The organism is Bradyrhizobium sp. Leaf396, assembly GCF_001424605.1.
Taxonomy (GTDB): Bacteria; Pseudomonadota; Alphaproteobacteria; order Rhizobiales; family Xanthobacteraceae; genus Bradyrhizobium; species Bradyrhizobium japonicum_C.
On record NZ_LMQJ01000007.1, the window covers coordinates 80,130 to 102,020 of the forward strand.

At 64.3% G+C, this 21,891-nt stretch carries 19 protein-coding genes; 10 read left to right on the forward strand and 9 right to left on the reverse strand.

Annotated features, from left to right (window positions below; translation table 11 throughout):
* Positions 1-12: 12 nt before the first annotated feature.
* The gene (locus ASG57_RS09135) at positions 13-1,692 is read right to left on the reverse strand and encodes a mucoidy inhibitor MuiA family protein (RefSeq protein ID WP_024337685.1); all 1,680 of its coding nucleotides are present in this window, start codon (positions 1,690-1,692) and stop codon (positions 13-15) included.
* A 227-nt stretch (positions 1,693-1,919) separates the two neighbouring features.
* Complete coding sequence (locus ASG57_RS09140) at positions 1,920-3,131, reverse strand: NnrS family protein (protein ID WP_024337684.1); 1,212 nt, start codon at positions 3,129-3,131, stop codon at positions 1,920-1,922.
* Between the two features lie 128 nt (positions 3,132-3,259).
* On the opposite strand from ASG57_RS09140, the gene ASG57_RS09145 reads away from it, so the two are divergent.
* The gene (locus ASG57_RS09145; RefSeq protein ID WP_024337683.1) at positions 3,260-3,970 is read left to right on the forward strand and encodes a Crp/Fnr family transcriptional regulator; all 711 of its coding nucleotides are present in this window, start codon (positions 3,260-3,262) and stop codon (positions 3,968-3,970) included.
* Positions 3,971-4,078: 108 nt separating this feature from the next.
* Here the strand turns inward: ASG57_RS09145 and ASG57_RS09150 are convergent, their stop codons facing one another.
* Together ASG57_RS09150 and hemN are read right to left on the reverse strand one after the other, a co-directional pair.
* On the reverse strand, positions 4,079-4,276 hold the full coding sequence (locus ASG57_RS09150) for a DUF1858 domain-containing protein (protein ID WP_024337682.1): 198 nt from the start codon (positions 4,274-4,276) through the stop codon (positions 4,079-4,081).
* 184 nt (positions 4,277-4,460) lie between these two features.
* Complete coding sequence (gene hemN / locus ASG57_RS09155; RefSeq protein WP_024337681.1) at positions 4,461-5,813, reverse strand: oxygen-independent coproporphyrinogen III oxidase; 1,353 nt, start codon at positions 5,811-5,813, stop codon at positions 4,461-4,463.
* A 167-nt stretch (positions 5,814-5,980) separates the two neighbouring features.
* On the opposite strand from hemN, the gene ASG57_RS09160 reads away from it, so the two are divergent.
* The 5 genes from ASG57_RS09160 to ASG57_RS09180 all read left to right on the forward strand — a co-directional run bounded on the left by ASG57_RS09160 (position 5,981) and on the right by ASG57_RS09180 (position 11,612).
* Entirely contained in the window at positions 5,981-6,181 is a 201-nt protein-coding gene (locus ASG57_RS09160) for a hypothetical protein (protein ID WP_024337680.1), read from the forward strand.
* A 488-nt stretch (positions 6,182-6,669) separates the two neighbouring features.
* A complete protein-coding gene (gene nirK / locus ASG57_RS09165) occupies positions 6,670-7,794 on the forward strand; it encodes a copper-containing nitrite reductase (RefSeq protein WP_024337679.1) in 1,125 nt (374 codons plus the stop codon).
* 50 nt (positions 7,795-7,844) lie between these two features.
* Complete coding sequence (locus ASG57_RS09170) at positions 7,845-8,723, forward strand: SUMF1/EgtB/PvdO family nonheme iron enzyme (protein ID WP_057196115.1); 879 nt, start codon at positions 7,845-7,847, stop codon at positions 8,721-8,723.
* A gap of 161 nt (positions 8,724-8,884) precedes the next feature.
* Entirely contained in the window at positions 8,885-9,913 is a 1,029-nt protein-coding gene (locus ASG57_RS09175) for a Fe(3+) ABC transporter substrate-binding protein (protein ID WP_024337677.1), read from the forward strand.
* Positions 9,914-9,980: 67 nt separating this feature from the next.
* On the forward strand, positions 9,981-11,612 hold the full coding sequence (locus ASG57_RS09180) for an ABC transporter permease (RefSeq protein ID WP_024337676.1): 1,632 nt from the start codon (positions 9,981-9,983) through the stop codon (positions 11,610-11,612).
* A 199-nt stretch (positions 11,613-11,811) separates the two neighbouring features.
* On the opposite strand, the gene ASG57_RS09185 is transcribed toward ASG57_RS09180, so the two are convergent.
* Entirely contained in the window at positions 11,812-12,462 is a 651-nt protein-coding gene (locus tag ASG57_RS09185) for a CoA transferase subunit B (protein ID WP_024337675.1), read from the reverse strand.
* Complete coding sequence (locus tag ASG57_RS09190) at positions 12,462-13,199, reverse strand: CoA transferase subunit A (RefSeq protein ID WP_024337674.1); 738 nt, start codon at positions 13,197-13,199, stop codon at positions 12,462-12,464. Before ASG57_RS09190 ends, ASG57_RS09185 begins: the two co-directional genes overlap by 1 nt.
* A gap of 272 nt (positions 13,200-13,471) precedes the next feature.
* Here ASG57_RS09190 and ASG57_RS09195 point away from each other — a divergent pair, with 272 nt between their 5' ends.
* The 4 genes from ASG57_RS09195 (at position 13,472) to ASG57_RS09210 (ending at position 18,846) form a co-directional block, all read left to right on the forward strand.
* Complete coding sequence (locus ASG57_RS09195; protein WP_024337673.1) at positions 13,472-15,400, forward strand: AsmA family protein; 1,929 nt, start codon at positions 13,472-13,474, stop codon at positions 15,398-15,400.
* A gap of 230 nt (positions 15,401-15,630) precedes the next feature.
* A complete protein-coding gene (locus tag ASG57_RS09200; protein ID WP_057196116.1) occupies positions 15,631-17,016 on the forward strand; it encodes an ABC transporter substrate-binding protein in 1,386 nt (461 codons plus the stop codon).
* 94 nt (positions 17,017-17,110) lie between these two features.
* Positions 17,111-17,983 (forward strand): carbohydrate ABC transporter permease, encoded by an 873-nt coding sequence (locus tag ASG57_RS09205; protein WP_024337671.1) that lies wholly within the window; start codon positions 17,111-17,113, stop codon positions 17,981-17,983.
* Entirely contained in the window at positions 17,980-18,846 is an 867-nt protein-coding gene (locus ASG57_RS09210; RefSeq protein ID WP_024337670.1) for a carbohydrate ABC transporter permease, read from the forward strand. Before ASG57_RS09205 ends, ASG57_RS09210 begins: the two co-directional genes overlap by 4 nt.
* A gap of 104 nt (positions 18,847-18,950) precedes the next feature.
* Here the strand turns inward: ASG57_RS09210 and ASG57_RS09215 are convergent, their stop codons facing one another.
* From ASG57_RS09215 to ASG57_RS09225, 3 genes are read right to left on the reverse strand one after another with little or no spacing between them, the layout of a single operon-like run.
* Positions 18,951-19,763: an ABC transporter permease gene (locus ASG57_RS09215; protein ID WP_024337669.1), complete on the reverse strand. Its 813-nt coding sequence runs from the start codon at positions 19,761-19,763 to the stop codon at positions 18,951-18,953.
* Positions 19,764-19,767: 4 nt separating this feature from the next.
* Complete coding sequence (locus tag ASG57_RS09220) at positions 19,768-20,682, reverse strand: ABC transporter permease (protein WP_057196117.1); 915 nt, start codon at positions 20,680-20,682, stop codon at positions 19,768-19,770.
* Positions 20,679-21,851, reverse strand: a complete 1,173-nt coding sequence (locus ASG57_RS09225) for an ABC transporter ATP-binding protein (RefSeq protein WP_057196118.1) — start codon at positions 21,849-21,851, stop codon at positions 20,679-20,681. Before ASG57_RS09225 ends, ASG57_RS09220 begins: the two co-directional genes overlap by 4 nt.
* Between the last annotated feature and the right edge of the window lie 40 nt (positions 21,852-21,891).

A 21,891-nucleotide genomic window follows, 5' to 3' on the forward strand; every position in this document is an offset into this window, starting at 1 on the left:
GGACACAACGACCTAACCTGCCGGCACGATGACCACGCTCTTGTCTTTCGGCCAGCGGATGCGCCAAGCGAAGTTGATGTCCTTGATCTCGCCGGGCTTGGCGTCGAACGACCATTCCAGCACACCGCGCTTGTCGCGGATGTTGGTTGCGGTGGGCTGAGTGCTCGAGGGCAGCATCTCGACCACGATGTCCTCGTTCTCGCTGACCGGCAACTGATCCTCGATCGCCACCTTGATCGGGAAGTCATGGCCATTGCGGATCGTGGTCCTGAACGAGCGCTCGTCGGTCTTCGACGTCGTCACCAGGAGACCTGCCGAGCCTTCGTTTCGCTTGAGCACGGCCCGCTGGATTTTGACCTTCTCGTCGGCGCCGAAGCCGAGGCGCACGATGTCGTCCCTGGCGGACGCCGTGATCTTGCCGCGGCCGACGAAGATGCCGTCGCGGTAGATCGCGACCTTGCCGGGCAGCAGGGTCGTGTCATCGGTCTGCTTGAAGCTGGCTTCGAGGAAGGCGGTCGGGTCGAGCACCGGTGCCGCGCGCACTGCGAGATCGGCGGGAACATTCATCGAGGCGATACGGAGGCTCTTGGCGCCCTCGGCGGCGCCGAGGCTGACGCGGCCCGGAATTTTGAAGGTGGCCTGGAAATCGCCGATCTCGGCGACGGCCTGTTGCTCGTCGGCGCGCTCGCGCGACTCGGCCGCCTCGGCGATCTTGGCCATCGACGGCGATTGCGCCTGGCGCGTCATCGGAGCCGGCCGCGCCAGATCGGACGCCGTGCCGAGCGCCAGCGGCTTGGGGACTTGCGGATATTGCGCAACCAGCGAGTTCAGCTCCGGAGCACTGCCGCCGCGGCTGATGCGGACCGTGGAGACGCCAAGTGTCACGTTGGACCAGTCCTCACCGGTCGACTGCGTGACCTCCGCACGGCGCACCAGTTCGAGCTGCGGCTTACGGTCCTTGGCTCCGGTGTCGAGCCGGGCATCGTAAAGCGGCGTCCAGCGTGCGCTGCGCACCGTGTAGGTCACGCGCAGCGTCGCCTTGGTCGGGGCGGCCGAGGCGACATCGATTCGCACTTCCAGCTTGTTTGGCGGCTTGGCCGAGCGCTCGGCCTCCAGCTGCGCGATCTGACGATCGAGTTCGCGCTGTTTTCGCGTGGCCTCGCGGATGGTGGTGTCCGCGATCGCGACCTCCTCCCCGACCGCCGCAAAGGCGGCGCGCCACTCGGTGATCGGCCTCGCCTCGCCCTTGTCGCCAAGTCCGGCGGGAGAGGTTTCGGCGAAATGCTGCGCGAATTTGCGTCGCGCTGCGGCCGATTCGATTGCGCCTTGCAGGTCCGCGCGCTGGTCCTTCAGCGCTTCGATACGCTTGTCGAGTTCGGGCAGATTGACCGGCGGCGCCGCCTTCGGCGGCCGCGCATCGATCGTGCCGATGGTGAGCTTGGCACCCGCCTCGCCTTCGACGCGGAGGGACGACGGATCTAGCGAGAGCGGAAAATCCCTTACGACCAGCGTCGAGTCACCGGAGACGAGATCCAAGGAAATGACGCGGGTGACGGTGGCCCCGTCGGGATAGACGGTGACCGTGTCGATCGCCGAATTGGTATCCACGTTCGCCGCCCACGATCCAGATGCGACGGCAAAGGTCACGAGGACCAAGCTCGTGGTTGCCAACCATTTTGCGGTGATGCGCATAAAGTCCCTCCTGCCAGTACCACCGCGCTTCCAGCCGGGCGCGCGCGATGAAATGCCTCGCCATCGTGATTGGACGCGGCAGGGAAGGAACTGGTTCGATTGAGGCTTCGGTGGGACGCCGCTAAGGCGGCCCCGTGACCGCTGAACGCTTTGCCCGGCGGCCTTCAAGGCCAGGGGCGAGACGCGGTGAAACCGGCTGAAATCCCCGCGGCGTCGGTAGCATGGGCTCAGCGTGCCGGCGACGGCACGCCCATGACGGCCAGAGCGCGCCGGGGACGACCGGCCAGCAACGGACCGAAGGCAATCGCGAAGCCAAGGAACGCAACGATCCAGCCGCAGGCAGCGATTTGCAGCAGCGCATCGCCGTGCGCAGGCCACATCACGGCAGCGACCCGGGTCAGAGCCGCGATCACGATCGCAGCATAGATTCCCTGGATTGCCGGCGAAGCCGTCAAGGCCTGTCCGGTATGGCCGAGGCTCGCGCGGGTCATCACCGCGAGCGTCATGGTTCCCGCCGCACCCGCCATCCAGGCGTGGATGCCGGCGCTTGGCGGCAGCTCACCGAAACCGGCGATGGCATTGAGGACAAAGCCCAACGGCACGAAGGAATAGCCGACATGCAGGATCACGAGCAGCCGCTCGCGGGAGGTGCGATCACCGGCCCAGCGCGCAAGCCGCACCACATGCAGTCCGCCGACGAGTGCCATCAGGATGCCCGTGACGGCATTCAATGGCGCCACGATCCACGTGATGAGCGCGAGCGCACTGCATCCGATCACTGCTCCGTCGAAGCGTCCGAACGGCACGGGCAGGCGGCCGGGATTGAACTTGACCAGCCAGTTGCGGGTGAAGCTCGGAATGATGCGGCCGCCGATCAACGCGATCAACAGAACGACCACGCTGATGCCGACGCGGATGCTGACGTCGGCCGCTCCCGCGTAATGCGCTTCGACATGAAAGGCGATGTTGCCTGCGAGCAGAGCGAGCACCAGCCCCACTACCGGCAGGTTGCGCCAATTGCCGCCCGCGATGATCTCGCGCGTCGCGGCGGCGACGACCAATGCGAGGAAGGCGGCATCGACGAGCAGCGCAAATGTCCAGCCTGTATTCGCCGACACCGTCACAACGACACGCCCGGCGAGCCAGACCGCCAGCAGCACGCCCAATGGCGTACCCTGGATCGGCAGCCGCCCTGTCCAGTTCGGGATGGCCGTGAACAGAAATCCGGTGATCACGGCGGGCAGGAAGCCATAAAGCATCTCGTGGATGTGCCAGTCGCGCGGCGCGAATGCGGAACTCACCGACAATTCGCCATAGAACATCGGCAGCCAGGCCAGGATCGACAGCGCTGCCTGGATGGCGGCAAGCAGGAAAAAGGGCCTAAAGCTGTTCGCAAACAGCGGCCAGCCCGCAAAATTGCGGGATCGAGCGCCAGCCATGGGTCAACTCCAGTAGATTCAGATCGTTGATTGGAAAAATACCGCCATCCGGTCGGCCCGTTTTGCGCTAACGCAAACTACCTGACGGTTGCAGGTGCCATCACACTCCCGAGCGCCAAGGAGACAGAATGGCCAAGGTCGACACATCGCTGGTTGCGCATTTGCCGCTGTTTGCCGGAGTGACGCCGGACGCCCTCGATGAGATCCTGCGTGAGGCCCGCTCGGCACGCTATCCCAAGAACACCGCCATCTTCGAGCAGGGCGCCGACGCACAGTCCTTCTTCCTGCTGCTGCACGGCCATGTCCGTGCGGCCAAGACCACGCCGACCGGCGAGCAGATCGTGGTCCGCTATGTCGGGCCCGGCGAAACGTTCGGGCTCGCGATGGCAATCGGAGCCGCGCGTTACCCGGCAACGGCGATGGCGGTCGATGACAGCGTGGTGCTGATCTGGCCGACCTCGGCCTGGCCGCGCCTGGTCGAGCGGTTTCCGGCGCTCGCCGCCAACACACTCCAGACCGTCGGTGCGCGCCTGCAGGAAAGCCACACCCGCATCCTGGAAATGTCGACCAAGCAGGTCGAGCAACGCGTCGCGCACGCGCTGCTCCGTCTCGCCAAGCAATCCGGCAAGAAACTCGACCATGGCATCGAGATCGACTTTCCGATCAGCCGCCAGGACATTGCGCAGATGACCGGCACCACGCTGCACACCGTCAGCCGCATCCTGAGTGGCTGGGAGAGCCAGGGCCTCGTCGAAAGCGGGCGTCAGCGCATCATCCTGCGCGAGCCGCACAAGATCGTCGTGCTGGCGGAGCGGAGCGCCGACAGCGGCGCGGCCTGAGAGCCGAAGCATCCCCTCCCCAAGCCTTGGTGAGGGGCGCTTCCGCGTACGGCGAAAGCGCTTCCTCATCCGGGAACCCGCGCGCGCCCGCACGAATTCCAGACCGGCTCACGCCGGCACGCAATCGCTCAATGCGGCGAGGAATTTTTCGCGGTCGATGCCATGCTCGCGGCAGGCGTCATCCACGGTGTGGAAGGTCGCGATCGGACAGCCGACACAAGCCATCCTGAAGGCGAGAAACACGCGAATCGTGTGCGGCGCCGTTTGCATGATGTCATCGACCAGATCGTCAAATCCGAAGGACATGGACAACTCCGTTCCCGGCTGACGATAGCGGCGTGGGCGGAAGTCTCTTTGTTGAAGCGCAAGCTGGCTTGTCATTCCGGGGTGCGCGAAGCGCGAACCCGGAATGCACCGTGCTGTGGATGACGTGGAACAATGGACTACGGGCTCGCACCAAGGGTGCGCAGGGAATGACGGGCGAGAGACCCTACACCGCGCGGCTATGCAGCTGCTTTCCCGGATCCAGATGCGCGTCGAATGCAGCAGCGACGCTGCGCACCAGGAAGCGCGAATCCTTGGCGACAGCGAGCCTGTCGCCGTCCAGCCTCACCACGCCGTCGGAGATCAGCGGCTTCAGACGCGCCGCCGATTTCAGCATCGCGCCTGGCTCCGCGCCATGGCGCGCGCAGATGTCGCCGAGATCGGCACTGAACTCGCACATGATGCGTTCGATGATGTCGGCGCGCAACCGGTCGTCGTCGGTGAGCCCGTAGCCCTTCGCGGTGGCGAGGCGGCCAGCGGCGATGCTCTGCGCATAGGCGCCGATCTGCACCTCGTTCTGGACATAGCCCTGCGGCAGATGTCCGATCGCGCTCGCGCCAAAGCCGAGCAGAGTTTCGCTCGTGTCGGTGGTGTAGCCCTGAAAATTTCGCCGCAGCGTCCGCTGCTCGTACGCCACCGCCATGGAATCACCGGGACGCGCGAAATGATCGAGCCCGATCTGCACGTAGCCGGCCTCCTTCAGCGCATTCGCGATCGCGCAGGCCTGGTCGTGGCGCGCAAGGCCGTCGGGCAGCACGGCCGCGTTGATCATGCGCTGGTGCTTCTTGAAATCAGGCACGTGAGCATAGCCGAACACAGAGAAGCGGTCGGGCGCGAGCGCGAGGCTGCGCCGCACCGTATCCAGACACGAAGCTACCGTCTGGTGCGGCAACCCGTAGATCAAGTCGAAATTGATTCCCTCGATGCCGGCGCGGCGGAGCATCTCGACCACGGCAGCCGTCTGCTCGAAGCTCTGCACCCGGTTGATTGCCCGCTGCACGACGGGATCGAAGCTCTGGACGCCCAGGCTCGCACGGTTGACGCCCGAGAGCCGCATGGCCTCGACCATGTCCGCCGTCAAGGTACGCGGATCGATCTCGACCGCGATTTCGGCCGAAGGCAGCACGAAGAATTTCTGGCGCATCACCGCCATCAGTTCGGCGAAGGCCTCCGGTGCCATGATCGTCGGCGTGCCGCCGCCGAAATGAATGTGCTCGACCTTGATGCGACGGCCGATGGTCTCGGCGGCAAGCCCGATCTCGCGAAGCAGCGTCCGCTGATAGCCGACGATGAGCTCGTCACGACGGACGATCTGGGTATGACAGCCGCAGTACCAGCACATCTCCCGGCAGAACGGCACGTGCAGGTAAAGTGACGCGCTGGCCCCCGCCGGCAGCTCCGCCAACCACCGGGCGTACGTCTCCGGACCGATCGCCGACGTAAAGTGCGGTGCGGTCGGGTAGCTCGTGTAGCGCGGGAGACGTTCCTCGCCGTAGATCGCCGCAAGATCAGCTCTCATATCTTACCCATTCGTAAATTCCCGCCGCGAGCATAGATCGCGGCAAATCACGGAATGAGTTCAATTAACCCGGATGCGCGGAAGCGACTTTGCGGTGGCGCAAAGCGGAACGGCCGGTTCCCGGGGATGATTGGGGCCATTCTGCGCAGCCATCCGGAGCGTCTGCCATGAGGCTTTTTGCACTCGAACTCATTCTCTCCCTGCTCGACGTCCGCGGTCATATCCCGCGTTTCGACGACTTCCGTCCGGCTCCGGCCACACCGGCCACTGCCGGCATCGTGCGCGCGCTGGCCGCCGCGATTGCCGTCTTCGCCGTGTTGTCGCTGGCGATCTGGGGAACGGTCTGGCTTGCCGTGCAGCTCATCTAATAAGTTGCGCTACGACGGTCGGTCGCATGGACCACGCACCGCAACGGTCGCAGGCCAGTGTCGGCCGCCTCTGCGAAGAGACGACAGCCAACGTCATCGCCTCGCCGGTCGGGTCGAAATGCCCACCCCACTTGAAGATGCGAACGAGTCGCCGCTGAGCACAGACGCGGTGGCGGTCACGCCCGGCAATCCTGCACACCGCATGGCAACTGGTAACCGCGACGCCCGAGGCGTCGGCAACGATCAGTCGCATGTCAGCATGTCAGAATGTCGACACCGCTGTCCGGCTGCTGTTTGCTGAGCCTCGACGTCCGCATCACGGCGCCGGAATCGATCAACGCGGTATCGGCGATACTACTTCACCGCGACGCCTAAGTACCGTTGCGGAGGTGAATCACGGCGAAAGCTTGTCGCAGCGCAAACACGCTTGCCGCGATCGGCGCACACTGCATCCGTCATCAAATCTTTTCACATGAAGGATGCTTCCGATGTTCACCCGCAGAGCCGCATTGATCAGCGCCGCCGCCACCGCCCTGATGTTGGCGGCCCCGGCTTTCGCCGCAAGCGATCTCAAGTTGCCGCGCCAGAAGGTCGAGCTGGTCGCTCCGCCGTTCGTGCACGCGCACGAGCAGGCCACGACGCAGGGTCCCAAGATCGTCGAGTTCAAGATGACGGTCGAGGAGAAGAAGGTCGTCATCGACGAGAAGGGCACCACCTTCCAGGCCATGACGTTCAACGGCTCGATGCCGGGACCGCTGATGGTCGTGCACGAGGGTGACTACGTCGAGCTGACGCTGGTCAATCCCGCGACCAACAGCATGCCGCACAACATCGACTTCCATTCCGCGACCGGAGCGCTCGGTGGCGGCGAGCTCACGCTCATCAATCCCGGCGAGCAGGTCGTGCTGCGCTGGAAGGCGACCAAGACCGGCGTGTTCGTCTATCACTGCGCACCGGGCGGCCCGATGATCCCCTGGCACGTCGTCTCCGGCATGAACGGTGCCGTGATGGTGCTGCCGCGCGACGGGCTGAACGACGGCAAGGGCCGAGCGCTGAAATACGACAAGGTCTACTATATCGGCGAGCAGGACATGTACGTGCCGCGCGACGAGAAGGGCAATTTCAAGTCCTACGACTCGCCGGGCGAAGCCTTCACCGAGACCGAAGAGGTGATGAAGAAGCTGATCCCGACCCATGTCGTGTTCAACGGCAAGGTTGGCGCGCTCACCGGCAAGAATGCGCTCACCGCCAAGGTCGGCGAGAACGTGCTGATCGTGCATTCGCAGGCCAATCGCGACAGCCGTCCGCATCTGATCGGCGGCCATGGCGATTATGTCTGGGAGACCGGCAAGTTCGGCAATGCACCCGAGGTCGGGCTCGAGACCTGGTTCATCCGCGGCGGTTCGGCGGGAGCTGCGCTGTACAAGTTCCAGCAGCCCGGCATCTACGCCTATGTCACGCATAATCTGATCGAGGCGGCCGATCTCGGCGCCACCGCGCACTTCAAGGTCGAAGGCAAGTGGAACGACGATCTGATGACCCAGGTGAAGGCGCCGGCGGAGATCCCGCCGCAGACACAAGGCGCCCTGCAGACCGGTCGCAAGATCAACTGACCAGGCGAGAGGGGCCGGCAGACAGCCGGCCCCTCTTTCGGAGGACCATCATGCTGATCGCATTCAAGCTGAAGCTGGTGCTTGCCTGCGCGGCCGGGCTTGCAGGGCCGCTCGCCGTTGCGCCTCTCATGTCGGAGATGAAGACACACGCCGCGCAAGAAGAGCCGGCGATTGTCGAGGTCGCCGCGGGCAGCTTCCTGTATCGCGAGGCCGGCGACTTCACGCGCGGCGGGCAGCAGGCAGAAGCGCCGCTGCGCACACTCCGGTTCGACCGGCCGCTGCACATCATGCGCGAGCAGGTCTCGTCCGCCGACTTTCAGCTCTGCGTGCGGGATGGCGCATGCCGCGCTTTGGGCCGCGACGTCGTCATCGCGCCGGATCGTCCTGCGGTCCAGGTGAACTGGTATGACGCCGAAGCCTATGCGGGCTGGTTGTCGCGCAAGACCGGCAAGCATTATCGACTTCCCAGCGACGAGGAATGGGCATTCGGCGCCGGCAGCCGCTTCAAGGACGACGGCGTGCCGGTCGATGCAAGCGATCCGTCAAAGCGCTGGATCAGCCGCTACGAGCGCGAGTCCGAGCGCGACGCTTCCGACACCGCCGCCCATCCGTTCGGCAAGTTCGGCCTGAACGAGCACGGCCTCGAAGGCGTCTCCGGCAACGTCTGGGAATGGACGTCGACCTGCTTCGTGCGCTCGCGCGTCGACGAGGCCGGCAACGCGATCCGCCCGACCGTGAACTGCGGGGTTCGTGTCGCCGAGGGCGCCCACCGCGCCTATGTCACCGACTTCGTTCGCGATGCCCGCGCCGGCGGCTGCGCCCAGGGCGTGCCGCCCGCCAATCTCGGCTTCCGCCTGGTCCGCGAGCAGACGTCGTGGCTGGTCAGCGTGTCGAAGCGCCTGAGCAAGGCGTGGCCGGCAAGATCATAGCTGCCCGCCGTTTCCCCACGATAGTCGCCGCCTCTTAGAACGAGTCTAAACTATTATTGGAATCACTCTAAGTCATGTCTCTTCGCGACATCGCGTCGCTGACTTTGCCGCACTGTCTGCGCTACTCAGTGAGGCGTTCAATTGCCCGCCTGGGAGCCCTTATGATCAATCTTCGTGTCCTCGCCGCGTCCGCGGCGGTGCTGAGCCTGACCTCGGCCTTCGTGTCGAAAGCAGCCGCCGACAATGGCGCGGTCAACGTCTATACCTATCGCGAGACCAAGCTGATCCAGCCGCTGTTCGATGCCTTCAGCAAGGATACGGGCATCAAGGTCAATGTCGTCTCCGCAAGCTCCGGTCTGGAGCAGCGCATGAAGGCGGAAGGCGCCAACAGTCCGGCCGACGTGCTGCTGACGGTGGATATCGGCCGCATCGACGAGGCCGTCCAGGCCGGCGTCACCCAGCCGATCAAGTCGGAAGTGGTCGATAAGGTCGTGCCGGCGCAGTATCGTGATCCGGACGGACACTGGGCCGGCATCTCCATGCGCGCGCGCGTGATCTATGCCTCGAAGGATCGCGTCAAGCAGGACAAGATCACCTATGAGGAGCTTGCCGACCCCAAGTGGAAGGGCAAGATCTGCATCCGCTCGGGCCAGCACATCTACAACAACGCGCTGTTCGCGGCCTACACGGCAAAGCACGGCGAGGCCAAGACCGAGGAATGGCTGCGGGGCGTGAAAGCCAATCTCGCGCAAAAGCCGTCGGGCGGCGATCGTGAAGCCGCGCGTGACGTCGCCGCAGGCAAGTGCGATATCGGCATCGGCAACACCTATTACTGGGCGCTGATGATGAACAACGATCCCGAGAAGAAGCCGTGGGCGGAAGCGACGCGCGTCATTCTGCCGACCTTCGAAGGCGGCGGCACCCACGTCAACCTCTCGGGCGTGCTGCTCGCCAAGCACGCGCCCAACAAGGCCAACGCCATCAAGCTGATCGAGTGGCTCGTCAGCGAGCAGGCGCAGCAGATGTATGCCGACCAGAACTACGAATATCCGGTCCGCGCCGGCGTCGCCGTCAACTCCACCATCGCGGGCTACGGCAAGCTCGGCCCCGATCCGTTGCCGATCGCAAAGATCGCCGCCAACCGCAAGGCTGCGGCCTCGCTGGTGGACAAGGTCGGCTTTGACAACTGATCTCTGGCAGCCCTCGTCTGTCAAACTGGTAGAAGCAACGAGCACACGGCCTCGCTCGAGAGGCCGTGTGCACGCCGCAACCGCAACCGCCATCGCAGTCGCAGCCGCGATCCTGGTCGCGGCGCCCGTGATCTCGATCGTTTCGCTGGCTTTGCAGCCGGCGTCCGATGTGTGGCACGACCTGATCAACTACGTGTTGCCGGCCGCCCTCCTCGACACTGCCCTTCTGCTCATCGGGGTCGGCGCGCTCACACTTCTGATCGGCGCCGGCACTGCGTGGGTGATGTCGCGCCACGATTTTCCCGGCCGGGGCATGCTCCTGTGGCTGATGCCGCTGCCGCTGGCGATTCCGACGTATCTTGCGGCGTACGTCTATGCCGATCTGTTCGAGCCGCTCGGCCTGGTGCATCGCACCCTGGCGATCTGGCTGCCGCTGGGCGATGCGCTCGGCCTTCTGCCCAACCTCCGCTCGCTGCCGGGCGCCATCTTCGTGATCGGGCTCGTGCTCTACCCTTACGTCTATCTCTCGGCGCGTGCGACGTTCCAGGTTCAGTCAGCCGAATTCGCGGAAGCGGCGACGACGCTCGGCGCCGGCCGATGGACCATCTTGTGGCGCGTTTCACTGCCCATGGCGCGGCCGGCGCTGGCGGTCGGCGTGGCGCTGGTCGCGCTGGAAACGCTCAACGACATCGGCGCGAGCGAATATCTCGGCATCCGCACCCTGACGGTCTCGATCTTCACCACCTGGCTCAACCGCGGCAGCCTTGCCGGTGCTGCGCAACTCGCCTGCCTGATGCTTGCGATCGTCGCCGGCCTGATCGCGATGGAGCGCTACGGCCGCCGCAACGCCAACATCGAATTCTCGGCCGAAAGCCCCCATGTGAGGCAGCGGACCCCGCTTTCGGGCGCAAGAGCGTGGACTGCGTTCGCGGTCTGCCTGCTGCCGGCGCTGATCGGCTTCATCGTGCCGCTGCTCTATCTGGCGCATCAGGCTCTTGGCCGCGGACTGCTTGCAAATTTCGATCCGCTCCTGTGGCGCCACACCTTCCATTCGTTTGCCTTTGCAGCGCTCGCGACGGCCATGGCGCTGATACTTGCGCTCGCCACGACCATTGCGCACCGCTTTCGGCCGGATCCTCTGCGATATGTGGCGATGAGCATCGCGCAGACCGGATACGCGCTGCCGGGCCTCGTGATTGCCCTCGGCCTGCTGACCCCCGTACTCGCGGTCGATAACGCGCTGAGCGCGGTCGCCACCTGGACCGGATTTTCGCTGCCCGGGCTGTTGCTGGTCGGCTCGGGGACGGCCGTCGTCATCGCCTATACGATCCGTTTTCTGGCCGTCCCGGTCGGCATGATCAAGGCCGGGTTCGACAGCATTCCGCGCGACTATGACGAGAGCGCGCGCACGGTCGGCGCAGGCCAGGCGGTCATGTTGAGACAGATCTATCTGCCGCTGCTCCGGCCCGCGATGCTCGGCGCCATCATCATCATGTTCGTCGACTGCCTGAAGGAGCTGCCGGCAACGCTGCTCTTGCGGCCCCTCAACGTCGAAACGCTGTCGACGTCGATCTACCAGTTCGCAAGCCGAGGCAATTTCGAGGACGGCGCGCTGGCGGCCCTCCTGATCATCGCGGCCAGCATCGGCCCGGTTGCCTGGCTGACCCGGTTCTCCGAAGTGCCGAGCGGCCCCGCTTGAAGGCATGGGGACATTGTCATTCGTGGCGCCTCGACCCGTTAAGTGGTCATCGCCCAACCTGATGGCGCGATACGGCACTTCGGGGAGTTCGTGATTGATCGAACGGCCGCCACGGCCGGCCTTCACGGGATGGCTGCACTGAATCAGAATCGTGAGGACGCGCAGACAGTTTGTGAATGCGCGACCCAGCGTTTTCCGCTTACGTGTTCTTCAGCGCGACGCGGAATTCGGCTTCGGTCTTGGCCTTGACCTCGTCGAGCGAAACGCCGTCGGCGAGCTCGATCAGCGCCATGCCGCCGCTGCCGTGCTTGTCGATGGTGAAGACGGCGAGATCGGTCACGACCATGTCGACCACGCGCTCGCCCGTCAGCGGCAGGTTGCACTGCTTCAGCAGCTTCGGACCGTCCTTGGCCGAATGTTCCATCACCACGATGACGCGCTTGACGCCGGCGACGAGATCCATCGCGCCACCCATGCCCTTGACCATCTTGCCAGGGATCATCCAATTGGCGAGATCGCCGTTCTGGGCCACCTGCATCGCGCCAAGGATGGAGAGATCCATGTGGCCGCCGCGGATCATGCCGAAGGAATCGGCGCTGGAGAAATAGGAAGTCGAGGGCAGCTCGCTGACGGTCTGCTTGCCCGCGTTGATCAGATCAGGATCCTCTTCGCCCTCATAGGGGAATGGACCCATGCCGAGCATGCCGTTCTCGCTCTGCAAGGAAACGTCCATGCCGTCGGGAATGTAGTTCGAGACCAGCGTCGGGATGCCGATGCCGAGATTGACGTAGTAGCCATCGCGCAATTCCTTTGCGGCGCGCGCGGCCATCTGTTCACGGGTCCAGGCCATCAGATTTCAACTCCAGTGCCAGCCGCCGGCGCCGTCGTCGGACGCGGGCGCGTGTTGCGGAATTCGATGCGCTTCTTGGCCGTACCGACCTCGACGATGCGCTTCACGAAGATGCCCGGCGTGTGAATGTGGTCGGGATTGAGTTCGCCGGCCGGAACCAGATGCTCGACCTCGGCCACGGTGATCTTCGCGGCCGTCGCCATCATCGGGTTAAAGTTGCGCGCGGTCTTGCGGTAGATGAGGTTGCCGGCGGTGTCGCCCTTCCAGGCGTGCACGATGGCAAGGTCGGCGAACAGGCCGCGCTCCATCAGGTACTTCTCGCCGTCGAATTCCTTCACTTCCTTGCCTTCGGCGATCAGCGTGCCTACGCCGGTCTTGGTGTAGAAAGCCGGGATGCCGGCGCCGCCTGCGCGGATGCGCTCGGCCAGCGTGCCCTGCGGATTGAATTCGAGTTCCAGCTCGCCGGCCAGGAATTGCTGGGCGAACAGCTTGTTCTCGCCCACGTAGGACGAGATCATCTTCTTGATCTGGCGGGTTTCGAGAAGGCGGCTGAGGCCGATGCCGTCGACTCCGGCATTGTTGGAGACCACCGTCAGGCCCTTGACACCGGATTCGCGGATCGCGTCCGACAGCTCCTCGGCAATGCCGCAGAGGCCGAAACCGCCCGACATGATCATCATGTTGTCTTTGAGAATGCCCTCAAGAGCCGACTTGGCGTCGGGATAGACCTTGTTCATGCAAAAAACCTCGACTGAACCTTCGGCTCGCAGGCCTCGCGCCTAATTGGCGGCGATTATTAGGCGAAATCGTCCGAAGCCGTCAATGATACGGGGTTCTCCGCTTCGCCCCTGGGTGATAGAAGCTGCCCGCGTCGTGGGCATAGCCGTGCCGCGGCCTTGAAAGCGTCAAGAAAACCCATCAAGTTGCGGGGGTTGGGTGTGGGCGCGCAGGTTCACCGGCCAGCCCTTCTAACGCCAGCGACCAACCCGATCAGGACATGCCATTGACCATGGCCCAAGGAATGAAGCGCCTGGGGACGCCGATCGCGGCGCTGCTCGGCATGGCGCTGATCGCCCTGATCGCGACCTCCTGGCTCATCAACCGCGACGCGCTGCGCAAGGCGGTCGAAGCGCAGATCCGCAACGTCACCGGGCTGGAGCTCAGCGTCGCAGGCACCATCGACATCTCGGTGCTTCCGGCAAGCTACATCTCCTTCCGTGACGTCGGTCTCAAGGGCGGCGGCACCAGCACGCCGGCGCTTCAGGTCGACGTGCTCACCGCAAACCTGCGGCTGTTGCCGCTATTGCTGCAGCGGTTCGAGATCGCCGACCTGACGCTGTTGCGGCCGCGCATCCATGTCAGCCTCAAGCCGGACGGCGAGAGCAACTGGACGCCCTTCATCCAGACCATCGCGCGCACCATGAAGCCCGGCGCGGAGAATCAGGTCTCGTTCTCCGAAATCCGGATTCAGGACGGCGTGCTCGATTACGTGGACGTCGCCACGCAAGCCACCGACAAGCTCGAGGACATCGACCTTTCGTTGGCCTGGCCCTCGATCTCGCGCTCCTTTGCTGCGACCGGGCAGTTCGACTGGCGCGGCGAGCGCGTCGACGGCTCGATCAGCTTTTCCGATTTCGTCGCCGCCCTTTCCGGCGACCGGTCCGGCCTGAAGGCGCGGATCGCCAGCCCGCCGCTCAAGCTCGCCTTTGACGGCAGCGTCGCCAATCGCACCAGCCCGATGATGGAAGGCACGCTCACCGTCGACAGCCCTTCCCTGCGCAACGCGCTGCGCTGGACCGGACAGCCGCAACCCGGCAGCGGCGGCTTCGGCCGGTTCGCGCTGAAGGCGCGCGCCAATGTGGTCGGCCCCTCGATCGCGCTCACCAACGTCAACGTCGAGCTCGACGGCAATGCCGCCGAGGGCGTCATGACCTACGCCAATAACGGCCGGCAGACGCTGCAGGCGACGCTCGCCGCCGACGCGCTCGACTTCACGCCTTATATCTCCACGTTCCGCCTGCTCGCGAGCGGCGCACGCGACTGGAACAGGCAGCTATTCGATCTCAACGGGCTCTCGACCACCGACCTCGACATGCGCCTGTCCGCGGCAAAGCTGACGGTCGGACCGACGAAGCTCGGCCGCACCGCGATCGGCGCGAATTTGCGCAATGGCACATTGGCGCTCTCGGTCGGCGAGGCCCAGGTCTATGGCGGGATCGCCAAAGGCTCGTTCGGCATCGCGCGGTCCGATACGGTCGCCGACATCAAGGCGCAATTCCAGTTCACCGACGTCGACCTCCAGGCTTGCGCCACCGAACTGTTCGGCCTCAACAAGCTGTCCGGCCGCGGGAACATCAACGTCTCGCTCCTCGCCTCCGGCTCGAGCCCATTCGGCCTCGTGCAGTCGCTCGACGGCAGCGCTACCATCACCGGACATGATGGCGCGATCGCGGGCTTCAACGCCGAACAGCTCCTGAAGCGGCTGGAACGGCGGCCTCTGTCGGGCGGCGGCAATTTCCGCAACGGCTCGACGCCTTATAACAATCTCACCATCGCGGTGAAATTTTCCGACGGTATCGCCACCGCCGAGGACATCCGCGTGGAAGGGCCGGCGACCAGGATCACGCTCACCGGCACCGCATCGGTGCCGACGCGCGAATACGACATGAAGGGCGTGGCCAGCCTCAACAGCGCGTCGGGGTTCGAACTGCCCTTCGTTGTGCAGGGTCCTTGGGACGATCCGCTGATCTTCCCCGATCCGGAAAGCCTGATCCGCCGCTCGCCAGCCTCCGCGCCGCTGCTCGACATGCTGAAGGAGCGCAAGGCGGGAGACGCCGTGCGCTCCGCAATCGAGCGCATCACCGGCAGCGGAAAGCGCCCCGCGCCAGCGGAATCGCCAACGGCCGAGAATTCCAAAGAGAACGCCAAGTCCAACTAGGCTGACGCAGGTGAGTTTCAACTGAAGCGGAGCCTCTCCGGCGTCGGCCGGACATCGCGAGTTGATCTGGCCGAATTGATGCGGCGATTGGATCGATGCGCGCGTCAAGCAACTGCCCTGGCCCGACACCTCAAGATCTGGGTCTGACAAGATGCGTTGATTGCGCTACCATCCTACGCTAGTGTTTTATACGACCGGTTAAAAACACCGGCCGTTTGAGGGAGAAAAACGTGAGATCCAGGGTTATTGGCGCAGTATCATTGGCGGTCGCTGCGGTCGGGCTTTTTGCCGCCACCGCACCCGCCTTTGCGCAGCAGAAGACGATCACGGTCTGGTGGGGCAAGGGTTTCTATCGGTCCGAAGACGACGCGCTGATCGAAACGATCAAAAAGTTCGAAGCCAAGACCGGAATCAAGGTGGAACTGTCACAGTACGCGATCCAGGACATGATTCCGAAGACGGTCGCTGCGCTCGACGCCGGTACCGTGCCCGATGTCGCCTATTCCGACTCCTATGACGTTCAGGCGCAGGGCAAGTGGGCCTACGAGGGCAAGCTCGAGGACCTCACGGACATCATGGAGCCGATCAAGGGCCGGTTCGTGCAGAACACGCTGGACGCGTCGATCCTCTACAACGACGTCGCCAAGAAGAAGGCCTATTACGGCTTCCCGCTGAAGCAGCAGAGCATGCACGTCCAGATCTGGAACGACATGCTGGAGAAGGCCGGCTTCAAGCAGAGCGACATCCCGAACGACTGGGCGGGCTACTGGACGTTCTGGTGCGACAAGGTGCAGCCGGCGATCCGCAAGGCCACGGGCCAGCGCGTCTACGCCGTCGGCCAGCCGATGGGCGTGGAATCCACCGACTCCTTCCAGTCGTTCTACACCTTCATGGACGCCTATCACGTCAAGCTGGTCGACGACGACGGCAAGCTGCTGGTCGACGACCCGAAGGTCCGCGACGGCCTGATCAAGGCGATGAAGGACTATACCGACACCTACATCAAGGGCTGCACGCCGCCGTCCTCGACCACATGGAAGGACCCGGACAACAACGTCGCGTTCCACAACAAGACCATCGTGATGACCCACAACTTCACGATCTCCATCGCGGCTAAATGGTTCGAGGACTCGCAGAACCAGGCCCTTACCCAGGAACAGCGCGACGCCGGCAAGAAGGCCTATGAGCAGGACATCATCACGGCGTCCTTCCCGAAGGCGCCCGATGGTTCGACCATCAAGTACCGCTCCGACGTCAAGACCGGACTGGTGTTCACCGCGGCCAAGAACAAGGCCGAGGCCAAGCAGTTCATCAGCTTCCTGCTCCAGGAAGAGAACGTCCGTCCGTACATCGAAGGCGCGCTCGGCCGCTGGTTCCCGGTGACCAAGGAAAGCCAGGAAAGCCCGTTCTGGCAGGCCGACAAGCACCGCAAGGCCGTCTACGCGCAGTTCAAGGGCGGCACCGCGGCGTTCGACTTCACCAAGAACTGGAAGTTCACGATCCTCAACAATGAGAACGTGTGGGCGAAGGCGATGAACCGCGTCGTCAGCGAGAAGGTTCCGGTCGACAAGGCGGTCGACGAACTGATTGCCCGCATCAAGCAGGTCGCGGGTTAAGTCGCCCGCCCCTTTCCCCGCATCACGGAGAGAGGGTGCAAGAACAACACCGGCCGCGTCTCGCGGCCGGCTTCTCTTTGAAGAGTCCGAAAGAATGGCGATCACGCTCTCCGGCGATCAGGCAATGCCCGGCCCGCCCTTGTCGTCGCGGCTGACCCCGGCGCAGGTTTGGGGCATCATCCTTCTCGCGCCCTATCTGCTCGTCTTCCTTGCTTTCGTCGTCTATCCCGTCTGCTACGGGTTGTGGCTGGCGCGGGCCCCTTCGAATTATGTGGCGCTCTACAACGATCCGATCTTCGCGCGCGCCGCGGTCAACACGCTGATCTTCCTGGTCATCGGCATCAACATCAAGATGTTGATCGCACTGTTCCTGTCCGGCTTCTTCGCCCAGCAGCGCACCTGGATCAAATGGCTCTCGGTGATCTTCATCCTGCCCTGGGCGGTGCCGTCGATCCCGACCATCCTGTCGGTGCGCTTCATGCTCAATCCCGAATGGGGCATGATCAACCACTACATCTTCTCCTTGACCGGCGATGACGGCCCGAACTGGCTGAACGATCCGACCGTGGCGCTGACCATGGCAATCGCCGTGCATATCTGGAAGTCGCTGCCGTTCTGGACGCTGATCCTGATCACCGGCCGGCTCGCGATCTCGCACGATCTGTTCGAGGCCGCCGAGGTGGATGGCGCGAGCTGGTGGCAGAAATTCCGCTATATCACCTGGCCCTCGATGCAGACGCTCTACATCACCTGCACGCTGCTCTCGATGATCTGGACGCTAGGGGATTTCAACAGCGTCTATCTGCTCACCGGCGGGGGACCTGCCGACCTCACGCACGTGCTGGCGACGCTCGGCATCCGGTATCTCAGGCTCGACCAGCTCTCGCTGGCAATGGCGTCCATCGTCTGCGCGATGCCGTTCGTCCTGCCGCTCGTGTACTTCATGATGAAACGGTTGTCGCGATGAAGCTCCCCGGCGTAAGCGAATTTTCCTGGCGCGACGTCGCGACCGAAGCGCGGCTGCTGCTGATCGGAATTCCCGTCTTCCTGTGGACGATGATCCCGATCTATCACATGTTCCTGTTCGCGATCTCCCCGAAGGAGGATGCGTTCTCGGGCAAGCTGTGGCCGGATCACCCGACGCTGCACAATTTCCAGATCGTGTTCAAGCAGCAGCACTACTTCCTGCGCGACTTCTACATCCAGTTCTGGAATTCGACGGTGATCGCCGTCTCCGTCGGCGTGCTGACGCTGGTGATCGCGACCTCGGCGGCGTTCGCGATCTCGCGATTGAAGGTGCCGGGCGGACGCACCGTGCTGAACCTTGCGCTCTTCACCTATTTCATCCCCGCGGCGTTCCTCGCCGTCCCGATGTACCGCACCATGGGCAATTACGGCCTGCTCAACAATCACTGGTCGCTGATCCTGGCGATGGTGACGATCGCGAGCCCCTATGCGATCTGGGTGCTGAAACAGGCGTCCGACAAGCTGCCGGTCGAGCTTGACGAGGCCGCCGTGATGGACGGCGCGACGACGCTGCAGATCTTCCGCCTGGTCTATTTGCCGCTGATGATGCCCTCGCTGGTCGCGATCGGCACCTACGCGGTGCTGCTGGCGTGGAACGAGTACCTCTATGCGTTCCTGCTGCTCTCGAACGACCGCGAGATCACCCTCCCCGTCGCGCTCGGCAACTTTCTCGCCGCCGACGATTCGCCGTGGGAGCTGCTCATGACCACCGGCTTCATTTACGCGCTGCCGCCGGCCGCGGTCTACTACGCCTTCCGCCGCTACATGGTGGGCGGCCTCACGGCAGGCGCGGTGAAGTCGTAGGCATCCTTCGCCATTGCGAGCGCAGCGAGGCAAATCCAGGCCAGCTCGGCAGAGACAGACTGGATTGCTTCGTCGCAAGAGCTTCCCCGCAATGACCGCAGCGCCTACAGCGGCGCCGCGCTCTCGCCACGCGAACTCGACAATTTGGAAGCGAGCGAAGCCAACACGATCACCACCGCGATCAGGGCGATCGCCAGCGTGCAGATCGCGTTGATCTCGGGCTTCACCCCCAGCCGCACCTCCGAATAGATCCGGATCGGCAAGGTGGCCGAGCCCGGCCCCGTGGTGAAGCTCGCGATCACGAGATCATCCAGCGACAGCGTGAACGCCAGCATCCAGCCGGCGACGATGGCGGGCGCGATCAGCGGCAGCGTCACGGATAGGAACGCGCGCACCGGGTCGCAGCCGAGGTCCATCGCCGCCTCCTCCAGCGAGCGATCGAGCGAGCCGAGGCGGGACTGCACGACCACGGTGACGAAGCACATCGTCAACGTGGTATGGGCGATCGTCACGGTCCAGAAGCCGCGCTCGGCGTTCAGCGCGACGAACAGCAGCAGCAGCGAAAGTCCGGTGATCACCTCCGGCATCACCAGCGGCGCGTAGAGCATTCCGGAGAACAGCGTGCGGCCGCGGAAGCGCTCGCCGCGCGACAGCGCGACGGCAGCGAGCGTGCCGAGTAGTGTGGCAATCGTCGCTGAGGAGACCGCGACCCGCAGGCTCATCCACGCCGCCTCGATCATCGCGCGATCATTGAAGAACTCGTGATACCAGCGCAGCGACCAGCCGCCCCACACCGTCACCAGACGCGAGTCGTTGAAGGAATAGATGACGAGGATGAGGATCGGCAGATAGAGGAATGCCAGACCCAACGCCAGCGAGGCGATGTTGAAGCGGGAGAGACGAGGGGCCTTGCGCATCGCCTCAGCGCCCCTGTTCGAGCTGCTGCTTCTGCAGCCGCTCGTACAGCAACAGCGGCACCAGCAGCATCACCAGCAACACGATCGCGGCAGCAGAGGCGACCGGCCAGTCCTTGTTGGTGAAGAATTCGAGCCAAAGGGTCTGACCGATCATCAGCGCGTTGGAGCCGGCGAGGAGATCCGGGATGACGAATTCGCCGACGATGGGGATGACGCATAGCAGCACGCCGGCTCCGACACCGGGCAGCGACAGCGGGAAGGTGACAAGCCAGAACACCTGCCAGGGCGGCGCGCCGAGATCGGCGGCTGCCTCCTCCAGCGCCGGCTCCATCTTGGCGAGCGTGGCGTAGAGCGGCAGGATCATGAACGGCAGATAGGAATAGACGATGCCGATATACATCGCGGTATCGGTGGAGAGCCACACCACGGGCTGACTGACCAGATGCAATGCCAGCAGGATCTGGTTGAGCAGGCCGTCGTGCTGGAGGATGTTGATCCAGGCATAGATGCGGATCAGGAACGAGGTCCAGAACGGCACGATCACCAGCACCATCGCCACGGCCTGCCAGCGCTTCGGCAATCGCGCCATGCCATAGGCGATGGGATAGCCGATCAGCAGCAACGCTGCGGTCGCAATGATGGCGACGGTGAGGCTGCGCACATAGGCGAACACGTAGATGTCGTCGGAGATGAGCAGCTTGAAATTGTCGATCGAAAGTGCGGCAAAGGCGCTGGTGAGCGCGTCCCATCCTGCCGTCAGGTCGAAAACCGGCTCGTAGGGCGGCTGCGCAATCGCCGTCTGCGACAGGCTGATCTTCAGCACGAAGGCGAACGGCACCAGGAAGAACAGCACCATCCAGACGTACGGCGCAATTGCGGCAAAGCGCGCCGGCCGCGCGAAGATGCGACGCGAGCTCATGAGGTCAGCACCATGCAATCGTCGGGGCCGAACCAGGCGACGACATGCTGGTTCAGGCTGTAGGCATCGACGTCGAGGCGCGCGCTGTTGGCAACGGAAGCCTGCAGCACCCCGCCGCTGTCGAGCTTCACCTTGTAGGTGGTGGTGCCGCCGAGATAGCAGATGTCGGCAATGACGCCGTCAAGCCGGTTGATCGCCAATTGATGACCGGCCTCGCTCGCGGGGCCCCGGCGCGAGAGCTTGACCTTCTCGGGGCGGATCGCGACCGCCAATTTTCCCGCGCCGACCGGCTCGCGCGGCTCGGCGACCACCAGCGCACCCGCATCACGCGTGCCAATCACCAGGCGATGACCGTCGCGCAATTTCGACTCGCCGTCGAACAGGTTGATGTCGCCGACGAACTCCGCGATCCAGCGCGAGCGCGGCACCTCGTAGAGTTCGCGGGGTTTCGCGACCTGGACGAGCTTGCCGGCCTTCATCACGCCGATCCGGCTCGCCATCGTCATCGCCTCCTCCTGGTCGTGCGTGACGACGATGAAGGTCATGCCGAGCCGCCGCTGCAGCTCCATCAGCTCGGCTTGCGTGTTCTCCCGCAGCTTCTTGTCGAGCGCCGCGAGCGGCTCGTCGAGCAGCAGGAGCTGCGGCCGGCGCGCCAGGGCGCGGGCGAGCGCCACGCGCTGGCGCTGACCGCCGGAGAGCTGGTCGGGCTTGCGCTTCTCGAGCCCCTCGAGCTTCACCAGCGCGACCATCTCGGCGACGCGGGTCGCGATGTCGGCGCGCGCCATGCCGGCGCGCTTCAGGCCGAAGGCGATGTTGTCGCGCACCGACAGATGCGGGAACAACGCATAGTTCTGGAACATCATGTTGACCGGGCGTTCGTGCGGCAGCGCCTGTGCGATGTCCTTGCCCCCGAGAAGGATGCGCCCCTCGTCCGGCGTCTCGAACCCGGCGAGCATACGGAGCAGCGTGGTCTTGCCGCATCCGCTCGGACCGAGCAGCGCGAAGAACTCGCCGGCCTTGATGTCGAGCGAGACACCATCGACGGCGCGGAACGTGCCGAACGTCTTGGCCACGCCCTCGATGCGCAGCAGCCCTTGCTCCGCCGCGGGAAATGCATCCGCGCCAGCCGCTTCAGCCGCAATGTTCGTTCCGGACAACTCTTCCGCCATAATCCCTGCCAACCCCGATTCCGCCGCACGCTAGCGGCCG

Bases quoted from the DNA above. Each gene is read 5' to 3' on its own strand.
- ASG57_RS09135 (WP_024337685.1), bottom strand. From the start codon at position 1,692: ATGCGCATCACCGCAAAATGGTTGGCAACCACGAGCTTGGTCCTCGTG.
- ASG57_RS09220 (WP_057196117.1), bottom strand. From the start codon at position 20,682: ATGAGCTCGCGTCGCATCTTCGCGCGGCCGGCGCGCTTTGCCGCAATT.
- hemN (WP_024337681.1), bottom strand. From the start codon at position 5,813: ATGAGAGCTGATCTTGCGGCGATCTACGGCGAGGAACGTCTCCCGCGC.
- ASG57_RS09140 (WP_024337684.1), bottom strand. From the start codon at position 3,131: ATGGCTGGCGCTCGATCCCGCAATTTTGCGGGCTGGCCGCTGTTTGCG.
- ASG57_RS09215 (WP_024337669.1), bottom strand. From the start codon at position 19,763: ATGCGCAAGGCCCCTCGTCTCTCCCGCTTCAACATCGCCTCGCTGGCG.
- ASG57_RS09225 (WP_057196118.1), bottom strand. From the start codon at position 21,851: ATGGCGGAAGAGTTGTCCGGAACGAACATTGCGGCTGAAGCGGCTGGC.
- nirK (WP_024337679.1), top strand. From the start codon at position 6,670: ATGTTCACCCGCAGAGCCGCATTGATCAGCGCCGCCGCCACCGCCCTG.
- ASG57_RS09175 (WP_024337677.1), top strand. From the start codon at position 8,885: ATGATCAATCTTCGTGTCCTCGCCGCGTCCGCGGCGGTGCTGAGCCTG.
- ASG57_RS09205 (WP_024337671.1), top strand. From the start codon at position 17,111: ATGGCGATCACGCTCTCCGGCGATCAGGCAATGCCCGGCCCGCCCTTG.
- ASG57_RS09160 (WP_024337680.1), top strand. From the start codon at position 5,981: ATGAGGCTTTTTGCACTCGAACTCATTCTCTCCCTGCTCGACGTCCGC.
- ASG57_RS09150 (WP_024337682.1), bottom strand. From the start codon at position 4,276: ATGTCCTTCGGATTTGACGATCTGGTCGATGACATCATGCAAACGGCG.
- ASG57_RS09210 (WP_024337670.1), top strand. From the start codon at position 17,980: ATGAAGCTCCCCGGCGTAAGCGAATTTTCCTGGCGCGACGTCGCGACC.
- ASG57_RS09190 (WP_024337674.1), bottom strand. From the start codon at position 13,199: ATGAACAAGGTCTATCCCGACGCCAAGTCGGCTCTTGAGGGCATTCTC.
- ASG57_RS09185 (WP_024337675.1), bottom strand. From the start codon at position 12,462: ATGGCCTGGACCCGTGAACAGATGGCCGCGCGCGCCGCAAAGGAATTG.
- ASG57_RS09145 (WP_024337683.1), top strand. From the start codon at position 3,260: ATGGCCAAGGTCGACACATCGCTGGTTGCGCATTTGCCGCTGTTTGCC.
- ASG57_RS09195 (WP_024337673.1), top strand. From the start codon at position 13,472: ATGGCCCAAGGAATGAAGCGCCTGGGGACGCCGATCGCGGCGCTGCTC.
- ASG57_RS09170 (WP_057196115.1), top strand. From the start codon at position 7,845: ATGCTGATCGCATTCAAGCTGAAGCTGGTGCTTGCCTGCGCGGCCGGG.